Source organism: Nonomuraea roseola, from assembly GCF_039535395.1.
GTDB classification, from domain to species: domain Bacteria; phylum Actinomycetota; class Actinomycetes; order Streptosporangiales; family Streptosporangiaceae; genus Nonomuraea; species Nonomuraea roseola.
Genome location: NZ_BAAAXC010000005.1, coordinates 598698 through 616278, shown reverse-complemented (window position 1 = coordinate 616278; position 17581 = coordinate 598698). Strand labels below are relative to the sequence as shown.

The 17581-nt window shown below is 68.4% G+C and carries 20 protein-coding genes and 1 pseudogene; 11 read left to right on the top strand and 10 right to left on the bottom strand.

Annotated elements, in window-relative coordinates; all coding sequences use genetic code 11:
- The first annotated feature begins 67 nt into the window (after window positions 1–67).
- From ABFX55_RS04850 to ABFX55_RS04840, 3 genes are all read left to right on the top strand, one after another.
- On the top strand, window positions 68–688 hold the full coding sequence (locus ABFX55_RS04850; RefSeq protein WP_346117993.1) for a TetR/AcrR family transcriptional regulator: 621 nt from the start codon (window positions 68–70) through the stop codon (window positions 686–688).
- Window positions 689–846: 158 nt separating this feature from the next.
- On the top strand, window positions 847–1731 hold the full coding sequence (locus ABFX55_RS04845) for a DUF2268 domain-containing putative Zn-dependent protease (RefSeq protein ID WP_346117991.1): 885 nt from the start codon (window positions 847–849) through the stop codon (window positions 1729–1731).
- A 10-nt stretch (window positions 1732–1741) separates the two neighbouring features.
- Window positions 1742–2500, top strand: coding sequence for a MerR family transcriptional regulator (locus ABFX55_RS04840; RefSeq protein WP_346117989.1), 759 nt, complete (start codon window positions 1742–1744; stop codon window positions 2498–2500).
- Window positions 2501–2558: 58 nt separating this feature from the next.
- Here ABFX55_RS04840 and ABFX55_RS04835 read toward each other — a convergent pair whose 3' ends face one another.
- On the bottom strand, window positions 2559–2990 hold the full coding sequence (locus tag ABFX55_RS04835) for a VOC family protein (RefSeq protein WP_346117987.1): 432 nt from the start codon (window positions 2988–2990) through the stop codon (window positions 2559–2561).
- Between the two features lie 127 nt (window positions 2991–3117).
- Between ABFX55_RS04835 and ABFX55_RS04830 the strand changes: the two are divergent.
- The 3 genes and pseudogenes from ABFX55_RS04830 to ABFX55_RS04820 form a co-directional block, all read left to right on the top strand.
- Window positions 3118–3344 (top strand): annotated as a pseudogene (locus ABFX55_RS04830) (FAD-dependent monooxygenase); the annotation flags it as partial.
- A gap of 2 nt (window positions 3345–3346) precedes the next feature.
- Window positions 3347–3589 (top strand): hypothetical protein, encoded by a 243-nt coding sequence (locus ABFX55_RS04825; RefSeq protein WP_346118315.1) that lies wholly within the window; start codon window positions 3347–3349, stop codon window positions 3587–3589.
- 10 nt (window positions 3590–3599) lie between these two features.
- On the top strand, window positions 3600–4004 hold the full coding sequence (locus ABFX55_RS04820) for a YybH family protein (protein ID WP_346117985.1): 405 nt from the start codon (window positions 3600–3602) through the stop codon (window positions 4002–4004).
- A gap of 275 nt (window positions 4005–4279) precedes the next feature.
- On the opposite strand, the gene ABFX55_RS04815 is transcribed toward ABFX55_RS04820, so the two are convergent.
- Window positions 4280–4669: a nitroreductase family protein gene (locus ABFX55_RS04815; RefSeq protein ID WP_346117983.1), complete on the bottom strand. Its 390-nt coding sequence runs from the start codon at window positions 4667–4669 to the stop codon at window positions 4280–4282.
- A gap of 334 nt (window positions 4670–5003) precedes the next feature.
- Between ABFX55_RS04815 and ABFX55_RS04810 the strand changes: the two genes are divergently transcribed.
- Both ABFX55_RS04810 and ABFX55_RS04805 read left to right on the top strand, forming a co-directional pair.
- Window positions 5004–6227, top strand: a complete 1224-nt coding sequence (locus tag ABFX55_RS04810; RefSeq protein ID WP_346117981.1) for a sensor histidine kinase — start codon at window positions 5004–5006, stop codon at window positions 6225–6227.
- Window positions 6224–6919, top strand: a complete 696-nt coding sequence (locus ABFX55_RS04805; protein ID WP_346117979.1) for a response regulator — start codon at window positions 6224–6226, stop codon at window positions 6917–6919. The genes ABFX55_RS04810 and ABFX55_RS04805 overlap by 4 nt, the downstream gene beginning before the upstream one ends.
- Before the next feature lie 302 nt (window positions 6920–7221).
- On the opposite strand, the gene ABFX55_RS04800 is transcribed toward ABFX55_RS04805, so the two are convergent.
- The 6 genes from ABFX55_RS04800 to ABFX55_RS04780 all read right to left on the bottom strand — a co-directional run bounded on the left by ABFX55_RS04800 (window position 7222) and on the right by ABFX55_RS04780 (window position 11983).
- Entirely contained in the window at window positions 7222–8352 is a 1131-nt protein-coding gene (locus tag ABFX55_RS04800) for a hypothetical protein (protein ID WP_346117977.1), read from the bottom strand.
- Entirely contained in the window at window positions 8349–8822 is a 474-nt protein-coding gene (locus ABFX55_RS04795; RefSeq protein WP_346117976.1) for a SigE family RNA polymerase sigma factor, read from the bottom strand. Before ABFX55_RS04795 ends, ABFX55_RS04800 begins: the two co-directional genes overlap by 4 nt.
- A gap of 61 nt (window positions 8823–8883) precedes the next feature.
- Window positions 8884–9519, bottom strand: a complete 636-nt coding sequence (locus ABFX55_RS49690; RefSeq protein WP_379479272.1) for an ATP-binding cassette domain-containing protein — start codon at window positions 9517–9519, stop codon at window positions 8884–8886.
- A gap of 1062 nt (window positions 9520–10581) precedes the next feature.
- Window positions 10582–11031 carry a DoxX family protein gene (locus tag ABFX55_RS04790; RefSeq protein ID WP_346117974.1) on the bottom strand — a complete coding sequence of 150 codons (450 nt, stop codon included), beginning with the start codon at window positions 11029–11031 and terminating at the stop codon, window positions 10582–10584.
- Window positions 11032–11107: 76 nt separating this feature from the next.
- The gene (locus ABFX55_RS04785) at window positions 11108–11542 is read right to left on the bottom strand and encodes a YdeI/OmpD-associated family protein (protein ID WP_346117973.1); all 435 of its coding nucleotides are present in this window, start codon (window positions 11540–11542) and stop codon (window positions 11108–11110) included.
- 42 nt (window positions 11543–11584) lie between these two features.
- Window positions 11585–11983, bottom strand: coding sequence for a VOC family protein (locus ABFX55_RS04780; RefSeq protein WP_346117971.1), 399 nt, complete (start codon window positions 11981–11983; stop codon window positions 11585–11587).
- 126 nt (window positions 11984–12109) lie between these two features.
- Here ABFX55_RS04780 and ABFX55_RS04775 point away from each other — a divergent pair, with 126 nt between their 5' ends.
- On the top strand, window positions 12110–12982 hold the full coding sequence (locus ABFX55_RS04775) for a sigma-70 family RNA polymerase sigma factor (RefSeq protein WP_346117969.1): 873 nt from the start codon (window positions 12110–12112) through the stop codon (window positions 12980–12982).
- A complete protein-coding gene (locus ABFX55_RS04770) occupies window positions 12979–13458 on the top strand; it encodes a VOC family protein (protein WP_346117967.1) in 480 nt (159 codons plus the stop codon). Before ABFX55_RS04775 ends, ABFX55_RS04770 begins: the two co-directional genes overlap by 4 nt.
- On the opposite strand, the gene ABFX55_RS04765 is transcribed toward ABFX55_RS04770, so the two are convergent.
- Together ABFX55_RS04765 and ABFX55_RS04760 are read right to left on the bottom strand one after the other, a co-directional pair.
- Window positions 13382–14662, bottom strand: coding sequence for an MFS transporter (locus ABFX55_RS04765; protein WP_346117965.1), 1281 nt, complete (start codon window positions 14660–14662; stop codon window positions 13382–13384). The two genes, ABFX55_RS04770 and ABFX55_RS04765, sit on opposite strands and share 77 nt — an antisense overlap.
- 562 nt (window positions 14663–15224) lie before the next feature.
- The gene (locus ABFX55_RS04760) at window positions 15225–15713 is read right to left on the bottom strand and encodes a hypothetical protein (protein WP_346117963.1); all 489 of its coding nucleotides are present in this window, start codon (window positions 15711–15713) and stop codon (window positions 15225–15227) included.
- A gap of 594 nt (window positions 15714–16307) precedes the next feature.
- Between ABFX55_RS04760 and ABFX55_RS04755 the strand changes: the two genes are divergently transcribed.
- Window positions 16308–17558: a hypothetical protein gene (locus ABFX55_RS04755; RefSeq protein WP_346117961.1), complete on the top strand. Its 1251-nt coding sequence runs from the start codon at window positions 16308–16310 to the stop codon at window positions 17556–17558.
- The last annotated feature ends 23 nt before the right edge of the window (window positions 17559–17581 follow it).

Genomic DNA, 17581 nt, shown 5'->3' with positions numbered 1-17581 from the left:
TGCAACGAGTCAACTAAGCAACTGATGCCACTATTTTCATGATGCCACTAGCGGATATGCTCAACCCATGACCGTGTCACCCGTCAGCCGCCGCGAACGCAAGAAGGCGGCCACCCGTCAAGCGATCGCCGACGCCGCCCTGGAGCTCTTCCTGGAGCACGGCTACGACCAGGTGAGCATCCGCGACATCGCGGAAGCTGCCGATGTGTCGACCACCACGGTGTTCAAGCACTTCACCGGCAAGGAAGCCCTCGTCTTCGACCAGGACGAGGACCGGGAAGCGGAGCTGGTCGCCGCGGTACGGCAGCGGCCCGCCGGCAAGAGCATCCCCGACGCCCTCCGCCGGCACGTCCTGGATACCTGGCTGCCCATCGAGACGCACCCGCAGCGGGCCGGGTTCACCCAGCTGGTGGACTCTACGCCGGAGCTGCACGCCTACGCCGAACGCATGTGGACCCGGCACACCGACGCCCTCGCCGCGGCCATCGCCGACGAACTCGGCGTCGGCCACGACGACCTCGCCTGTACGGTCCTCGCCCGATACGTCCTCGAAATCCCCGCCCTCGCGCGAGGCCACCAAGACCGCCGCGCCGCCGTCGAAACGATCTTCGGCATCCTCACCCGCGGCTGGCAACCACCCGGCGGGCCGACCACGCCGTCCACCGGCGGCTCAACGAGCGGCAGCTGACAGGCGCACGACTTGCACGATCACCTCCGTTTGATGTGGCGAGATGGCGATCACAGGCCGGGGGCGAACTGGGCGACCGCCACCCGGCACGGACGCTTCTCGACGAAGAGCGCCGCTGGTTTGACCTTGACGCTGCGTCAACTTCTAGCATCGGGGCCATGTCCATCACCGTTCTTGACACCTACTCCGCCATGAGGCGGATCCTGCTGGCCCCGGTCGCGGACCGCGTTGACCTGCTGCGTTCGATGCTGGAGGCCAACAGGGGCATGTACCGCTACAACCCCGGCGAGGTCGACCTGGTTGCCGTGCACCTCGAATCGTCAGGGTTCCCCATCGACCGCGACGAGGAGCGTTGCCTCGACGCGCTCGAAACCCTGGCGGCGGCCGGGGCCTGGGAGCGGATGCAACGCGCGCTCGACGACGCTCTCGCCGTACTGCTGGAGGCGACGCCGGGGCTGGAGGCCCCGGACATCACCGTGCTGTTCGTCCTCGGCGATCCGGGTGACGAACACTTCATGGGTCCCTGCAAAGGATTGACCGGGTTCGGCGGCATCTCGGGCCACATCGCCATCACGTTCTGGCCCTTCCCCGAGAACGTGGAGCGGCTGGAGGCTACCGCCGTGCACGAACTGCACCACAACCTGCGGTGGAGCCCGGGCGGGGTTGTGTGGGACCCGATGACCGTCACGGTCGGCGAGCACATCGTCGGCGAGGGCCTGGCCGACGCCTTCGCCCGCCAGCTCTACGGCGACGAGCTCGGCCCCGCCCGCATCGGCGTGCCGCACCTGCACGACGACGAGATCTTCGCCAAGGTGCTCACCGGGCTCGACGTGACAGGCATGCAGAACTTCACTGCCTGGGTGCACGGCGACCCCGGCGCCGAGCACCTCGGTGTCACCCCGGTGGGATTGCCGATGGGTGCCGGTTACGCCGCGGGCAACCGGCTGGTCGACACCTACCTGGCGGCGACCGGGCAGACGGCGGCGCAGGCCCTGCATGCCGACAGCTCGGAGATCATCGCAGCCACGCTGCGCCGCGGGTGACACTGGAACGATGGAGTGGACGATCCAGGAACTCGCGGCGAGGGCCGGCATCACCAGTCGCACCCTGCGTCACTACGACCGCTTTGGGCTCCTGGCCCCGTCCAGGGTCGGCGAGAACGGGTACCGCTACTACAATTCCGCCGCGGTCGCCTGGCTACAGCGGATCCTGCTCATGCGCCGGCTGGGCATGGGCTTGCCGGCCATCGCCAAGGTCCTGGCCGACGAGGTGGACACGTGCGACGGGCTCCGCGTGCACATCGCCGAACTGGAGGAGGAACGGGACCGCATCGAACGGCAGATCCGGTCTGTGCGTCACACGCTCGAGGCCCTGCAGTCGGGGGCGGAACCGCGGATGGACGTCATGTTGGCGGGGTTCAACGACCACTACAAGGACGAGGTGATCTCACGCTGGGGCGAGCGCGCGTTCCAGGTGAGCAACGACTGGTGGCACGGCAAGACCCTTGACCAGCAGCTTGCCTGGAAGCAGGCCACCGAGGACCTCGTCGCCGCATGGGTCGCCGCGGCGAAGGCCGGGGTTTGCCCGACATCGGAACACGCTCAGTCACTGGCCGCCCGGCACGTCCGGTGGCTGAGCCAGATCCCGGGTACCCCCACGGCCGAGGGTGATCGGGAGTGCTCGATCGAGATGGTGAAAGGCCTGGGGGACATGTACGTCGACGATCCCCGCTTCGCCGGCATGTACGACGACGCCGCGGGGGCGGCGTTCGTCCGCGACGCACTGCACGCGTACGCGCGGACCCGGATGTAGTGGGTTCCCGGGGGGCATGGGGCGCGCCCCCGGGAGTGCGGCATGGGACGGTGCGTCGTCAGGTGGCGAAGACCTGGGAGTCGTCGGCGAACGCCTTGAACTCAAGGGCGTTTCCCGCCGGGTCGAGCAGGAACATCGTCCACTGCTCGCCGACTTCACCCTCGAAGCGTACGTACGGCTCGATGACGAACGCGGCGCCCGCGCCGCGAAGGCGGTCGGCGAGTACGTGGAATTCCGGGATGGTCAGGATGAGGCCGAAGTGCGGTACGGGGACGTCGTGGCCGTCGACCGGGTTGTGGATGCGCTGGGCGCGGCCCGGGGCGAGATGGGTGACGAACTGGTGGCCGTGCAGGTTCCAGTCCACCCAGGTCTCGGAGCTGCGGCCCTGCTCCAGACCGAGCACCTCGCCGTAGAAGCGGCGCGCTGCGGTCAGGTCGTCGACTGGTACGGCCAGGTGGAAGCGCGGGATCGGGGAATCGGTGGAGGGCATGGTGTGAATGTCCCTTTCTGTGTGCGCGATGGGTTTCCGGGAGCTGCGCGTGCCGGCGGATGGAAGACGATCAAATCTGTTGACTGCCAGTGGACCGGTCGAGGGCGCCGGACAACGTCGTGGCACTTTCACCGCCGAGCGCCGGCAGGCCCGCAGTTACCGATCAGGGCGGGTCTTCCTGATCGGGGACGCCGCACATGTGAACTCGCCCATCGGCGGTCAGGGCATGAACACCGGCATCCAGGACGCCGTCAACCTGGGCTGGAAGCTCGCCGCCGCGCTGCATGGCTGGGCCCCGCCCTGGCTGCTCGACACCTACCACCGAGCGGCATCCTGTCGGCTCCGCCGTCCTGGCCATGACCGACCATCGCACCGGGCTGGTGTTGAGCGGATCACGCGTGCGCCTGGAGATCAACCGGCGCATCATGGCGACCATGCTGCACACCGGCACCGGCCGCCGCCGCATCCTCGGAAGGCTGTCTGGCCTGGATTCGAAGCTACGCCATTCTCATAGCCGCGGCCAGACGCAAACGAGTGTGCAGTTTCCTGCACACGCTGGCGCCACTGACCGTTCCGTTTCTCCTCGAGAGCCGATATGATCATTTTGTCATGAATAGTCATGACGCTTCGCAGCCGCATGTGATCCTCGCCGGCGACCCCGACAGCCCCGCCGCACGATTCGTCGCGGCCATGAACTCCGGCGACCCCCAGGCCGTCGACCACGTCTACGAGGACGACGCCGTGCTCGTACCGGTCCCCGGACACCCCGTCACCGGTGCCGCGCGCCTGGCCGCCAACCAGCACCTGCAGAGCTTCGGGCTCCCCATCGAGGCCCGCCCCCGCCACGTGTACGTCGCCGGCGACATCGCCCTGCTCATCGTGGACTGGTCGATGCGCGGCACCGCCTGCGACGGCAGCACCGTCGACCTGAGCGGCACCGCCACCGACGTCGCCCGCCGCGGCCCCGACGGCCAATGGCGGTACGTCATCGACAACCCCCACGGCACCGCATGACCCGGTCCTTGAAGGTGGGCCTTCCGGTACTCCGCGACCGGGTGAGCCGGGGTTGATGTCACATCCGTTGACGCCGAGGGGGCGGAGGCCATCCCTTGCTTGCCAGGTCTCTTCAGGGAAGACCCCTTCTGTGAAGAGGCCTGGCCTCACAGCCCGGCCTGTGCCTGCCAGAGCGTCTAAGGATCGCCGCGAATTCTCTTCACGAAAGACGCCTGCCTTGCAGGTCAAGGTCGTTTGTGCACCGTTTCCAGGTCCAAGCGGCCTGGCAAGTGGGCTCACCACCGTTCCCAGTGCAGGACCTCCTTGCGCGGGATGCGGGGAGCGGGTTTGAAGTCGGTGCCGAGGGCGAAGGCCAGCGGGATGAACGCCGCCAGCATGACCTCCTCGTACGGCACGCCGAGCACCTGGGCCAGTTCGCGTTCGAGCGGTCCTTGCGCGGTGGTCCACACCGTGCCCAGGCCGCGTGCCCTGGCGGCCAGCATGAAGCTCCACACGGCCGGAAGGATCGATCCCCAGGCCCCCGCCTGTACGGCGACCGGGGCTCGGTCGGTGCGTCCTTCCACGCCTGGGATGACGAACGCGGGCACGCGGTGGATGTTGTCGGCCAGGTGCCGCAGGCCGTCGAAGACCCGCTCGGTGGAGCCGGAATGTAGTTCATCCGCCACACATCGCGTTCGGTCAGCGGCTGCCCGGTGGCCAGCGGCAGGGCGCGCTGGAAGATGTCGGCCACGGCCCGCCGCTGCTCGGCCTCGGTCACGACCATGAAATGCCAGCGCTGCCGGTTGCGGCCGGTCGGCGCCTGCACGGCCTATTACGCTGATCCGCCGCCGCGCAGGGTCGGGGTGTGGCCCTGCTGGACCGCGGCGATGACACGTTCGTCGTTGTCCGGCGCAACCATGGATCGATGATCAAGGAGTGGGCCTCCTGTGGCCCTGCTCAGGAGAAGATCACACGAAGGACTGACGCGCCCGCCGGAGCGGACCCAGCACACTGATCGGCATGCATCTCGCGCTCTCCAAGACAATCGATTTCCGGCCCCTACGGGATATACCGCCGCTGGACATCGTCATCGGGCTCACGCTGGCCGTTCTGGTGACGTTCGACAGCTTGGCCAACCGCTACCTCGACAACCCCTTTCTCGACCTCGTCCTCGTGAGCGGCGCTCTGCTGGCCACCGCTCCGCAGGCGTTCAGACGATGGCGGCCGTGGCTGAGCATCATCCTGACGGTCTTCGGTGCCGTGATCCTGACGGCTTTCGGCACCCTCCTGATGCTCGTCCGGGGATTTGGATACGTCTCGCCTATGGTGTTCTGTTCGGGGGCCCTCACGCTGTACTCGCTGCTGCGCCTGGTCGACCGACAGGTCGCCTGGATCATCGTGGGAGTCTTCGGACTGGCGATCGCCATGATGCAACCGACCCTTCTCAGCGTGGCCGATCTGTCCGGAGCCATCTTCGAGAGCGCTCTCGTCATGGTCGCCGGTCTCGCGGGGGTGGTCGGTTTGGGGCTGATCGCCGACCTCGTGCGCAGCCGTACCGAACTCAGAGAGGCGCGGAAGGACGGCAGCGAGCACGCCATCGCCGCCCAGCGCGAGCAGGCCGCGATGGCCGAACGAGCGAGGATCGCCCGGGAGATGCACGACGTGGTGGCGCACTCGATCGCCATGGTCGCCGTGCAGGCGGAGGCGGCACCGTATACCGTGCCCAATCTCAGCGACGCCAGGGCGGAGTTCGCTGAGATCGCCACCACGGCGCGGCACACACTGACCGAGATGCGGCGGCTACTGGGAGTGCTCCGCACCGACATCACCAGCGTGCCCGAGACCGAGCCCCAACCGGGGCTGGCTCAGCTGGGCGCGCTGATCGACCAGGACGGCGGGGAGGTGCACCTCGACGTGGTTGGCGAGGAGCGTGAGCTGCCCAGGGCCGTGGACATATCGGCATACCGGATCGTCCAGGAGTGCCTGGCCAACGCTCGTACACACGCGCCGGGCTCACATGTGTCGATCGAGCTGGTGTACCGGCCCAACCTGCTGGCCATCCGTGTCGTCAACGACGCGGCCCGGGAGGCGTCGCGGATGGAGGTTCCCGAGCCGCCCGGCAGCGCCGGCGGCCACGGGGTGATCGGCATGCGAGAGCGGGCACTGAGCCTGGGCGGCTGGTTCTCCGCCCAGCCCACGGAGGCCGGCGGCTTCCTGGTCCAGGCCGGGCTGCCACTCGAATGAGCACTCCGGCGTCCATCAGCGTGTTGGTCGCGGACGACCAGCACACCGTACGGCGGGGGTTCACCGCCATCTTGTCCACCGCACCAGACCTGACCGTGGTGGGGGCCGCAGCCGACGGCCTGGAGGCGGTACGCCTGGTACAGGAGACGAGTCCGGACGTCGTGCTCATGGACATCCGGATGCCGAGGCTGAACGGGATCGAGGCGGTACGCAGGATCGCCGCCTCGGGCCCGACACGGGCCATCATGATCACGACGTTCGATCTGGACTCCTATGTATACGACGCGCTGGCCGCAGGGGCGTCGGGATTTCTGCTGAAAGACGTGACGGCGGCCGAGCTGATGACCGCCGTACGCGTCGTGGCCCGCGGTGACGCCCTGCTTGCGCCCAGCATCACCCGTAGGCTGATCGCCGAGTTCGCCAATACCCGGCCGCCCGCGCCCCGCCCCTATGACGGGCTGACCGCGCGCGAGCGGGAGGTCCTGCGGCTGCTCGCGCGCGGGCTGTCCAACGCCGAGATCGCTGCCGAACTCGTGGTCACCGAGCACACGGTCAAGACCCACGTCACCCGGGTGCTGGCCAAGCTCGGTCTGCGCGACCGGGCCCAGGTCATCGTCCACGCTTACGAATCAGGCTTCGTCAGGCCGGTCCGGTCGCTGGAGACTGAGGAAGACGGCCGATCGCGGCGATGAACGCTCTGGCGGGCACTGGTGCGATTCATCTGCATGCGGTGGCGATCGGCCCCTTGAGCGGCAAACGCCTCAAGCCGAGCTGTACGTCATGCAACCGGGAACTCAGCGAGTCGCTGTCGGCCGCCGGCGTCACGATCCTGGTCTTGCCCGAGGGTCCCTCGGGCATGGCCTTGATGGGATCAGCCGGCGGCTTCCCGGGTGACTCGCGCGATTCCCGGAGGGCCACATCCTGGCCGCAGCTCCCGCTCCTGGTAACGCCTGAGGGCCGCGCCTCGGTAGCGTCCGTTACGATCTCCGCGGGTTCATTTCGCTGATCGCGGCCTGACGCACACCTCGCCTGCCTTCTTCGGACAGTCCTCGGGAACGACGGGACCGCTGTCGGTCCAGCCCAGCTTCCTGACCAGGTCCGCCCGGACCATGTCACCCGCGCCCATCCCCGCGTAAGTGCCGGACCGGACCGCCAGCGATTGGATCCCGAGCACGGCGCCGCTGGTTCGATCGAGCACGATCTGCCGTTCCAGCGGATCGCGTTCGGATCTGCGGACGAGGGCCAGCCCGCGCCGCCCGTCGGCGTCCCGGGCGTTGTCGACGATCCGGGTGCCGGGAAGGGCGGCCAGCATGCGCAGCACCGCCGCCCGTACCTCCGGCGTCGCCGGCGTCCGCGTGAGGATCCCTTCCCCTGCCGCCCACAACATGTCGGCCGCAGGGAGCGCCTCGAAGGTGGGGCCGCCGCTCCGCGCCGCGGCCCGGCGCTCTGCGGACCACAGCTGAAGCAACTGTTTCCTCAGCTCGTCCGGGTCCTGCGGAAGCGCACGTAGTTGTGCGGGTGTCAGCGGCGGGGAGAGCGCGAGCTTCTCGAGGCGGACGTAACCGGTGAGCCCACGCCGGAGCAAGGCTGTCTCGCATCCGATGTGGTTGCCGCACAGGTCCGGCGAGCCGGACTTGCGCCACTTCTTCTCGTCGGCTGCCGTCGCCGGTCGGCTGGAGAGCGGGGTGGTCACCATGAGCAGCGGGTCGGTCGCCCAATAGACCGTCCTGACGCGGTCTTCCACGTTGTAGGTCTGCGTGAGCACCTGCCCCCACGTGACCGCCTCGATCTCGCTGCGCCAGTGCCTGCCCGGCTGTTCGGCCCGGCGAGCCAGCCGATCCACGACCGCGGAGAACTCCTCCTCCTGGGCGCTCGCCGGGGACCGCACACCGGCGGGTTGCGGACCGGCAGCGTTTCCGAGCAGGGACGGGACGATCGCGACCGACCCGATGACCGCCGCCATGGACGCGGCGGCGAGCACCGGCAGCACGCGGAAGGCTCCGCGCCGGAAGCCGGGGGCGCGCCGTCGTACGGCCTGCTCAGCCGGGCGCAAGCGCTCCGCTGTCACGAGTCCCGCACCGGCGGCGAAGGCGTCGCGCAGCCGGTCTTCGAGGTCGCCGTTCATCGTTCCTCCTGCAGGGTTGCGGCCAGCGCCCGGAGCGCTCGGGAGGCCGTCGACTTCACCGTGCCGCGGCTGACGCCCATCACCTCGGCGATCTCCGCCTCGGAAAGGTCAAGGTAGTAGCGCAGCACCAGCGCCTCGCGCTGGCGGCGCGGCAGGGCCCGTACGGCCAGGAACACCTCTCGGCGGCTCTCTCCGAGAAGGACGGCGGCCTCCGCCGACCAGAACGGGACCTCGCGGTCACCGCGGAATCGGCGAGCGACCGACCTGCGCCGATGGACCATCCGGCACCCGTTGATCACGGCCGCCCGCAGGTACGGCAGCACCTTCTCCCGTTCGGCCAACCGGCTCCACCGTCGGTACACCGCCGCGAAGGCGTCCTGCACCACGTCCTCGGCCGTCTCCTGGTCTCCCGCCAGCAGGAACGCCAGGCGGACCAGATCGAGCCGATGAGCCAGGAACAGCTCCGTCACGACGGCATCGGCCGAGGCTCCGGTCCCGGAAACCGCCGGTGGCGGTTTCGCGTTGACGATCTTACTTTTCACGCCCCTTACATGCGCGCGGGGTCGGACAGGTTGCGTCACAGCCACGCATTTTTGCTCCGTCCTGGTCAGGGGACGAAAACGACTTGGGGCGCGGCCGGTCCGGAGTCTCGCCGTAACCAGCGTCTTCAGCCGCCCAGTTCGAAGGCGGCCAGACTGACCACCCGCCGCAGGGCCCGCACCATCTCCGTGCCTGACGTCCGCTTCGGTGCCTGCCGGGCCACGACCGCATGACAGTGCTCGTCGGTCTGCTCCCGCGCGCTGGCCACAATCGCACCAGCACCCTCGGCCGCTGCGCCAGCGCCCGAGCCAGCAGCACCCGCTGCCCCTCACCGCCGGACAGCCCCGTGAGCGACCGGGGACCGAGCCCCTCCCTCCCTACCTGCGCGAGCGCCTCCTCCTCCACCACGGCCCGATCCTCTGCGCCGTCGCGCGAGAAGGCCCTCTTGTCCGGCGTAGGCCCCATCGCGACCACCTCGGCCACCGTCAGCTCGAAGTCGGCAGGACGTTCCTGGGGCAACGCCGCCACCACCCGGGCCGTAACCGCCGCCGGCTGCCGCCACAGGTCGTCACCGCGCAGCAGCACCCGCCCCGGGACCGGTCGCAGGTGCCGGTAGACGGTGCGCAGCAGCGTCGACTGCCGCTGCCGTTCGGACCCACCAGCCCGGCGACCTCACCGTCGCCCACCAGCAACCCGACGTCCGAGACCACCTGTCGCCCTGCCAGCTCGACCGACAGGCCCTCAACCGCAAGCCTCACCCGCGCCCCAATCTCCGGTCCAGCAGATACAGGAACAGCGGCGCCCCGAGCAGCGCGGTCACGATGCCGATCGGGATCTCCCAGGGCTCCAGGCGATCCGCGCCACGACGTCGACCACGACCAGCAGCCGCGCCAAAGTCGTTCCCACACCAGGGTCACATGCGACAGATCTCACGGTAGGCGCCGCCCGAGATGGCCACCGATGGTGACGGCGTGTCGCGCGGGCTAACGAGGACACCAGGGCGTCGCCGAGTTTCGCGAGGCACCCACGCTCGGGCACGCGAGCGGAGGTCACAAGTTTTGGCACACCCCCGGAATACCGGGCCTTCCGGACAGGTCTACGCGCGTGTGCGGATCCCGCTCGGCGGAGTTTCCCGACGCTCCACGTCAGCCAGAGCGGTTGGCGCCAGACGGCCAGCTAGAACCGTAACCAGGCCAGCTGCGCGGTGCGGCAGGTTCGGCAAGTCAGCCGGTGCGATCGGGGCGCAGAAGCCCCCGTGGTCCACATGTCCAGCACGGTAACGACCGCCGCCTGACCAGGAGCCTCGATGACCACTTGGGCACGGAGCCTGAGGTAGGTCCTGCCTCCGGGATGCAATCTTAGGGGCCCTCGAGGCAGATCCTCACCGCGCCTGCCGGCCCGGCAGCGTATTCCCGCGCGCCGAGAACGACCATCCGGGTCGATGCTTCGTCATCTGGTGTCTGGTTTGCCGCCGAGAGGCTCGTCGGATGCCTGTCGAGAAACCTTCTGATCCCGACAGGCCGCCCTGCCCGGGCTCAAGCCGCTGGTCACCGGGGCGAACAGGGCAAGGGGATCGGCCGTTCCGCCGCCGGACAGCTCGCCGAGCTGGGCATGACCGTCCTGATCGGCGCCAGGGACCAGCGGCGGGGCGACGAGGCCGCCGCTGTCGGCGCAGGTCAGGGTTTCCCTTCAAAGGTGCTGCACCCTTGTCATTTCGTTGGATGGACGTGGTGTTCGGGCTCTCGGCGCGGTAGGAGCCCGCAGGAGGTCTCGCCAGTCGGCGGGCCAGTTGGCCAGCGCGAGGACGCCCATGATGACGAGGTGGGTCGGCGCGGCCCAGCTTCCCACCGCCGGATCGTGGTTGACGATGTGGGTGGTGACCGCGCCGGTGAGCACGAACATCAGCGTTGCGGCACCCAGGAAGCGCGTACGCCGGTCAGGGATCACGAGCAAGACAGCGGCGACGCCTTCCAGGGCACCGACCACGAAGCGCATCCAGGACGGGTAACCCCAATCGACGAACTTCACGGAGTACGCGGTGCTGAATATCGTGTCGCCCGGCCAGTACTTGGTCACGGCTCCCAGCGCGAACTGAAGGGCCAGGAACCAGTACAGACCGGTCTTTAGGTGTTTCGACATATGGTCTCTTCCGGAGGTTGGGCAGGGTCGGGCCTCCGCGCGGCGATCGCATTGTCGACGGAGTCTTGTTCTGGGTTCAGCCCCGCAGGGCGGCGACGGCTTTCTCGATACGCCGCCGGCGCGTCTCGGGCTTCTTCGCGCTCTCTACGGCGCGCACGTGCTCACGCTTGCGGCTGTCGGTGAGACGGTCGAAGGCGGTGCGGGCGGCCGGGTCGTCGTCGAGGGCTCGGGCGAAGTCCGCGGGCTCGACGACGACGCGCGGCTCGATGTCGAGCTCCAGCTCGACCTCGATCTCCTCGCCTATCGCGACACCCGCGGCCTGCCGGTTGGCGTTGCTGAGGCCGAGCAGGTGACGGCCGCGCAGGATGGCGACGCGGCTCCTCCAGGAATGCCCGTTGACGGTGATCGTCACCGGCGGTCGCGCGCCCCCGCCGAGCGCCTCCACCACCTCGGGTGGAACTTCCAGCCCCCGCATGGGCTCGGGCGGCTCGACGAGGGTGCGAAACTTCACGATCTACTCCTTGCTTTTCCTCTGCGGCTACTCCGCGAAGGGCTAATCCTGGCCCTGGGCGCTGTGGCCGACGCGCCAGATGTAGCCCTCCGGGTCGGCGAAGGTGCCGCCGTACCCACCCCACGGCAGGGCCTCGGCGGGCTTGAGGATCGTGGCGCCGGCCTGCTCGGCCTCCGCCAACACCTCGTCAACCCGCCTCTCACTGCTGACCTCGTAGGTGAGGACCAGCCCGCTGAAGCCGCTGCCCTCCGGGCTCGTGCCCATCAGCTTGGCCAGACCTTCGCGGCCGTAAAGGCCGATGGGCGAGGCGCCGTCGGACTCGAAGAACACCGAGATGCCGTAGTCGTTCTTGACCTTCCAGCCGAGCCCGTCGGTGTAGAACCGCTTGGCGGCCTCCATGTCCCGGACGCCGATCAGGGTCGGGATCACGTGCGCTGTCATGTCATATCTCCCTGTGTACTAGAGGGGTAGGTGCTGCCTGAACCAGCAGGTCGAACGCCGAATGTCACATCGGCGCGTATTCACCGGTCAATCAGTAATGACCGGCTAGACGGAGGAATGTGACAGATGATCGAGCAGGACTGGCTGAGCGAGCGGTTCGCCGAGCACCAGGACCGCTTGCACGCGGTGGCCTACCGGATGCTCGGCTCACCCGGCGAGGCCGAGGACGCGGTGCAGGAGGCGTGGCTGCGGGTCAGCCGCGCCGACACCAGCCAGGTGGAGAACCCGGGAGGGTGGCTGACCACGATCGTCGCCCGGGTCTGCCTGAACATGCTCGAGGCTCGCCGGGCCCGGCGAGAGGACGCGGCCGGGGCGCTGCCGCCCGAGCCGGCCACACCGCAGCCCAGCATCCACCCGAACGGTCAGGCCGGACCCGAGGATGAGGCGCTGCTGGCCGATTCGGTCGGTGTCGCGCTGATGGTGGTGCTGGACACGCTGACCCCCGCCGAACGGCTCGCGTTCGTCCTGCACGACGTCTTCGCCGTGTCATTCGCCGAAATCGGCCCCATCATCGACCGCTCCCCGGCGGCGGCCCGGCAACTGGCCAGCCGAGCCCGGCGCCGGGTGCAAGGAACGGCCGAAGCCTCCGATGCCGCGCAATCGGCCAAGCGGGACATCGTCGAGGCATTCCTCGCTGCGGCCCGAGGCGGAGACTTCACCGCCCTGGTCGAGCTGCTCGATCCGGAAGCCGTGGCCATAGAGATCCGTGGCGCCGAAGCGGTGGCGGCCTTCTTCGCCGGACGGGCTCAGGCCGCCCGGCTCGCCCTGGTCGACGGCGTCCCGGCGGCCGTCTGGTCGCACCGCGGACGGCCGAAGGCCGTCATCACCTTCACCATCCACGACGAGAAGATCACCTGCATCGCCATCGACACCGACCCGGACCGGCTCCGCGACCTCGACATCGTCTACCTCTCCGCCAGCGACAAGGAGCGGCGTTGACCAGCACGGATCTCAAACTCTCCTTCTGCGCTCTCGCCGTCCATGACCTCGACGAGGCGCTCGCCTTCTACCGTGACGTACTCGGCTTAGAGGTACGCGACGACCTCGAATCCGAGGGAACGCGGCGGGTGCGCGTCGGCCCGCCGGCGCAGCCGGACGTGCAGATCGTCCTCGAAGTGCCCGGCACGGACCCGGGAGTTGCGCAGGCCGACCGGCAGAAAATCGCAGACCTGATCCCCAACGGCGTCCTGTGCCGTCTTGGCTTCGTGACCGACGACTGCGACGCCACCTTCGAGCACATCGAGGCCGCGGGAGCCGAAGTGATGCAAGAACCGATCAACCAGCCCGACGGCGTCCGCGACTGCGCCTTCCACGATCCCTCCGGCAACATGCTGCGATTCACCCAGCCACGGCAGGCAGGTCTCGCACTCGCCTCGCGGCAGACACACGCCGCGAGGGGTCATCAGGCGCCCTGAACGCGGCCGCTCGCACTGTCAGCGCCACGATCGGTGCGATCTGCAGTGGCGTAGCGGCCCCGCCGGCGATCTCGCGCCCTTGATTCAGTGTGTAGTCAAGCTGCCTGGCCAGGTGTGGGAGGGTCGCCGGAGGGACATACGCATCAGCGCCGGCGTCGAGCAGGCGTCGGACCGGGCCGTGGTACTGAACTCCGAGCTCGTGGTCCTCGATCTCGGTGACGATGACGCGAGCCTTCGGGAACATCGATCGAAGCCCTCCGATCAGTTGCGGGCTGCCTGGAGGTACCAGCAGCACATCGGCTGTTTTGGGGGCTGCGCGCAGGTCGAGCACTACGTAGTCCGCCCCGAGCTGTGTCGAAAGCGCAACCCGGGCCTTCTTCGACAGTGCCATCGCGGTGACCACGACTGTCACGCTCTCGTGGGCCCTCGATGCTTGATCGGTGGCCTCATCCGACGCGACGCGGTCGACGATGGCGCCTTGGACGACGTCGACGGTGCTGGAGATTGTCGCTATCGACGCGCCGTCACGCGTGATGACCAGGTTCTCGCCGGGCCCGAGGGCGTCGATGAGCGCCACGACGTCTTCAGGCAGGCGGGTCACGTCGATTCGCTTGGTGGAGCGCGGGGCCCGTCTGCGGATCACGATGCCTGGAACACGCGGGGAGCGGCCGTGCGCAACGTGGGCGAGAACGTGGCCGCAAACACAACACGGTGCCAGGCACGCCGACAACCCAAGGATGGCCGGTACGGCTCCCGCGTACTGGGTGAGCAGGCCGCCGAGCAGCGGGGCGAGCGGGGTGGCGCCGGAGAAGGCGAGCATGAGCACCCCGTGAATACGGCCTTGCAGGTGATCGGGAGTGGCGCGGGAGATCTCGACCCCCAGCGCGACGTTCAGCGCGGGCGCGGCCAGCATGGCGAGGAACAGGACTACGTGAGCCCAGTACGAGCCCAGGGGAAGCACCACGAGCGGCAGAGCGGCTGCCACGAACCAGGTGCCCACGAGGAGGAGCCGTCCGATGGGCAGGGCTCGCATGAGCCGGGCCGAGATCAACGCCCCCACCAGGCCGCCCGCGCCCAGGGCCGCCATCACCAGGCCCACGTCGACCGGGGTGCCGACCATCACGATGATCGGCAGCTTGATGGCAGTGAACAGCAGGTTGACCGCGATTGCCAGAGCGCCGGCCGCCCTGAGCAGGTACCGCACGACGTGCAGCGACGTCCGCGGCGAAGAGCTCCACGAGACCGGCACGAGTGTGGACGAACAACTCCACGACACGACCCTCGAACCGGATCGTCTCCCGGCCGGTCTCGCCACCGTCCCCGACGAGCACCGCGATGTCCAAGTCACTGCGGGCAGTGGCCCGCCCGGCAGCCGTCGACCCGGCGAGGATCACGACGAGAGCATCGGGGAAACGGCCACAGGCGAGACGTCGCGCCTGGTTGATGGTCCCCGTTCATGCCGGAAGGGTTCCAGGGATCTTGATCAACAGCGACTGGGTTTTTCCATCCCACGACGTGACTAGGCCCTCCACTCGGGTCCGTGCCACCCGGGGCAAAGTAGCTTTCTCGCTTCGTTGTCGAGACTGCGTCGGAAGACCACAGGTCGCAGGGTGAGCGAGAACTCGGGTCGAGAATCAACGTCGACAATCAGCTTGGCGAAGGAACTCGACAGATGCTTCCGCAGCGCTTGACCTAGGGAAACGGATCTACCTTGCGCCCCATCGCGCCAGCCCGAACGAAGGACCTAATCCAGGAGAATTACTCCACTAGTTGAAACAGTCCTGCTTGTTGAGCGCGATGCCGTACTCGGTGACCTTGCCGTGCGTGACACCGAAGGTGTAGTAAGCCTCCTTGTTGCCGGGGACCGTGATCACATAAAAGCCGTGGACGTCCTTCTTGATGTGCGGGTAGGCCGCCTTCACCTGCTTGACGGTGGAGCCGATCTTGATGCCTTCCGGGGTTTTCATGCCCTTCGCGGCGAAGATGGCGGCCAGTCCCACGTTCGGCGAGATGTAGATGCCGACCGAGTCTTTGGGGGTCGGGAACTTCTTCAGGTCCCAGCCGGAGCAGCCGCCGTGGCCCGGCATCTTCTTGACGACGTCCCCCGTCGTCTTGGCCTGCTTGACGGTCATGCCGAACTTGACGGCGCCATAACCGTAGGGACCCAGCGTCGGCTTCGTACGGGCGTCCGCCGCGGTGGCGCCGGAGACCAGCAGTGAGCCGGCGAGGAGCGAGGCTCCGATCATCGTCTTCATCATGCTCTGCTTTGACTGCGAAACGCCGGTAAAGGTTCGGAGTAGAGCTACTTTTCCCCTGGTGACGCCGACCCGAGCGGAGGGCCGACTACGCGGGTGGCGGCGTGGCGCCAGCCGGCCGCGGCGGGGTGGGGGTCCCGGTAGCAATCGCGGAAAATCCAACGGATATGGGTCTGACCTGCGTGGATGGAAGCCGGGCCCGCCGTCCCGTGATCGTGTTTCTCAAGGAGTTCCCCCAGGTGCAGCAACACCGTTGGAGGCCGTGCACCCGGCCGGTCAGCGCCCGGCACCCCAGGCACGGCACCGGTTCCTCGCGCGTCCGGGCCAGGACCCGGATGAGGCTGTCCTCATCCTTCACTCCCTCGAAGACCAGGGCAGACAGCCCAGCAAAACACCACATCCACAAGATCGGCGATCTGGCAGGTGATCACTAAGCGCTACCCCGATTACGGGACAGAGTCGTTAACTGGACAGATCCCTACGTGGACGACGCGGATGCCAGCGCGGCGTACGTGCACGTCGCCTCGGATTGTCAGTGCGGTGGGCCATACTCCGCCAAGCCAGGATGATCACCAACAAGGCGAAGGCGTTGACATGGCACAGTTGCTGCGGAGGCTCGACGACGAAGTCTACGTCGAGTACAACACGTTCGGGCTGGACGGCACCGACCTGCCGCAGTGGGGCTCTCCCACCGACGAGATCTACCACTTCGTCGCGGCCGTGCGCCTGGAGTCCTGGGACGCCGAGCCGGGGGCCGCGGACGCCTCGTGGACGCCGGTTAGTTCTGCGACGTTCGTCGCGGAGAGCGGTGTGGTCGCGATCGTGGCGATGCTGGACGGCAGGGGGCATGACTTCCTGATCGGGCCGCCGCGTTTCGAGTACGGCGTGGACATGTACCTGCGTGAACCCGAGCCAGGCGACGGGCATGCCACAGGTGAGTGCGAGGAGGCGTGGCTGCTGAGGTTCTGGCCGATCCGGGATGTCTTCGACCCGATTACGCACGCGGCGCCGTTCTCCTACATTGCGCGCGGGGTTCTGTACTACTCGATCGACCTCGAGCCCGAGCAGCTCGTGCAACCTCCGGCGCGGCGGGAGGTGCCGGTGCCGGTCTCGGCGGTGGCGGACTGGGCGTCGCTGCGCGCGGACCCGGACCTGGACACCTTCGACGGCTGGCTGCGCATGTTGCGCCGCAAGGCGGAAGGTAGGGGCGTCACCGTTCACGAGTTGCTGCGCGCGGCCGGGGTCGACATCGAGGACGGTGTGGACCTCACCCCGGCCTCCTGCGCCCCGCCGCAGACTCGTGCGGGGCGGTTCAAGGATCCGCTGATCGACCGCTACTACGCCGAGCAGGCGCGGCGGGGGTCGTTGTCCGGGCGCGACCTGGGCGTGGATCGGCTGCGCGAGTACGCCGACGGCGAGCGCATCGCCAAGGAGTTGTGCCGCGGCGGCACGCAGACGTTCTCGGTGCCCGTCGAAGGCCGTGGCGCCCTCTATGTAGCAGCGGGTGTCAGTCGCCGCGTGTGGCGGTGGGAGGACGACATGCTCGGCGGCGAGCTCATGGACGAGGGGCTGACGGTGGATCGGCAGATTCTGGCCAGGAATGTGTGGACCAGGCAAATCCTCGTCTCTGGCATCGTGACGGTCCTGCGCCGCGACCACGACAGGCGCGGCTGCGGCGACACCGTCTGGTACGTGGTGCGCGACGCCGAGCCGCACGAGGCGGCCAGGGTCTTGTGCGCGGAGGCCACCTGGGAGGAGGACCAGGATCAGCGCCGGGCCTTGGACGAGGTGGCCAGGGAGAAGCTGATCGACCTGCGGGCCACCTACAGGAGCCGGGAGAGGTGAGGGCGTGCGGCCAGGTCGGAGGT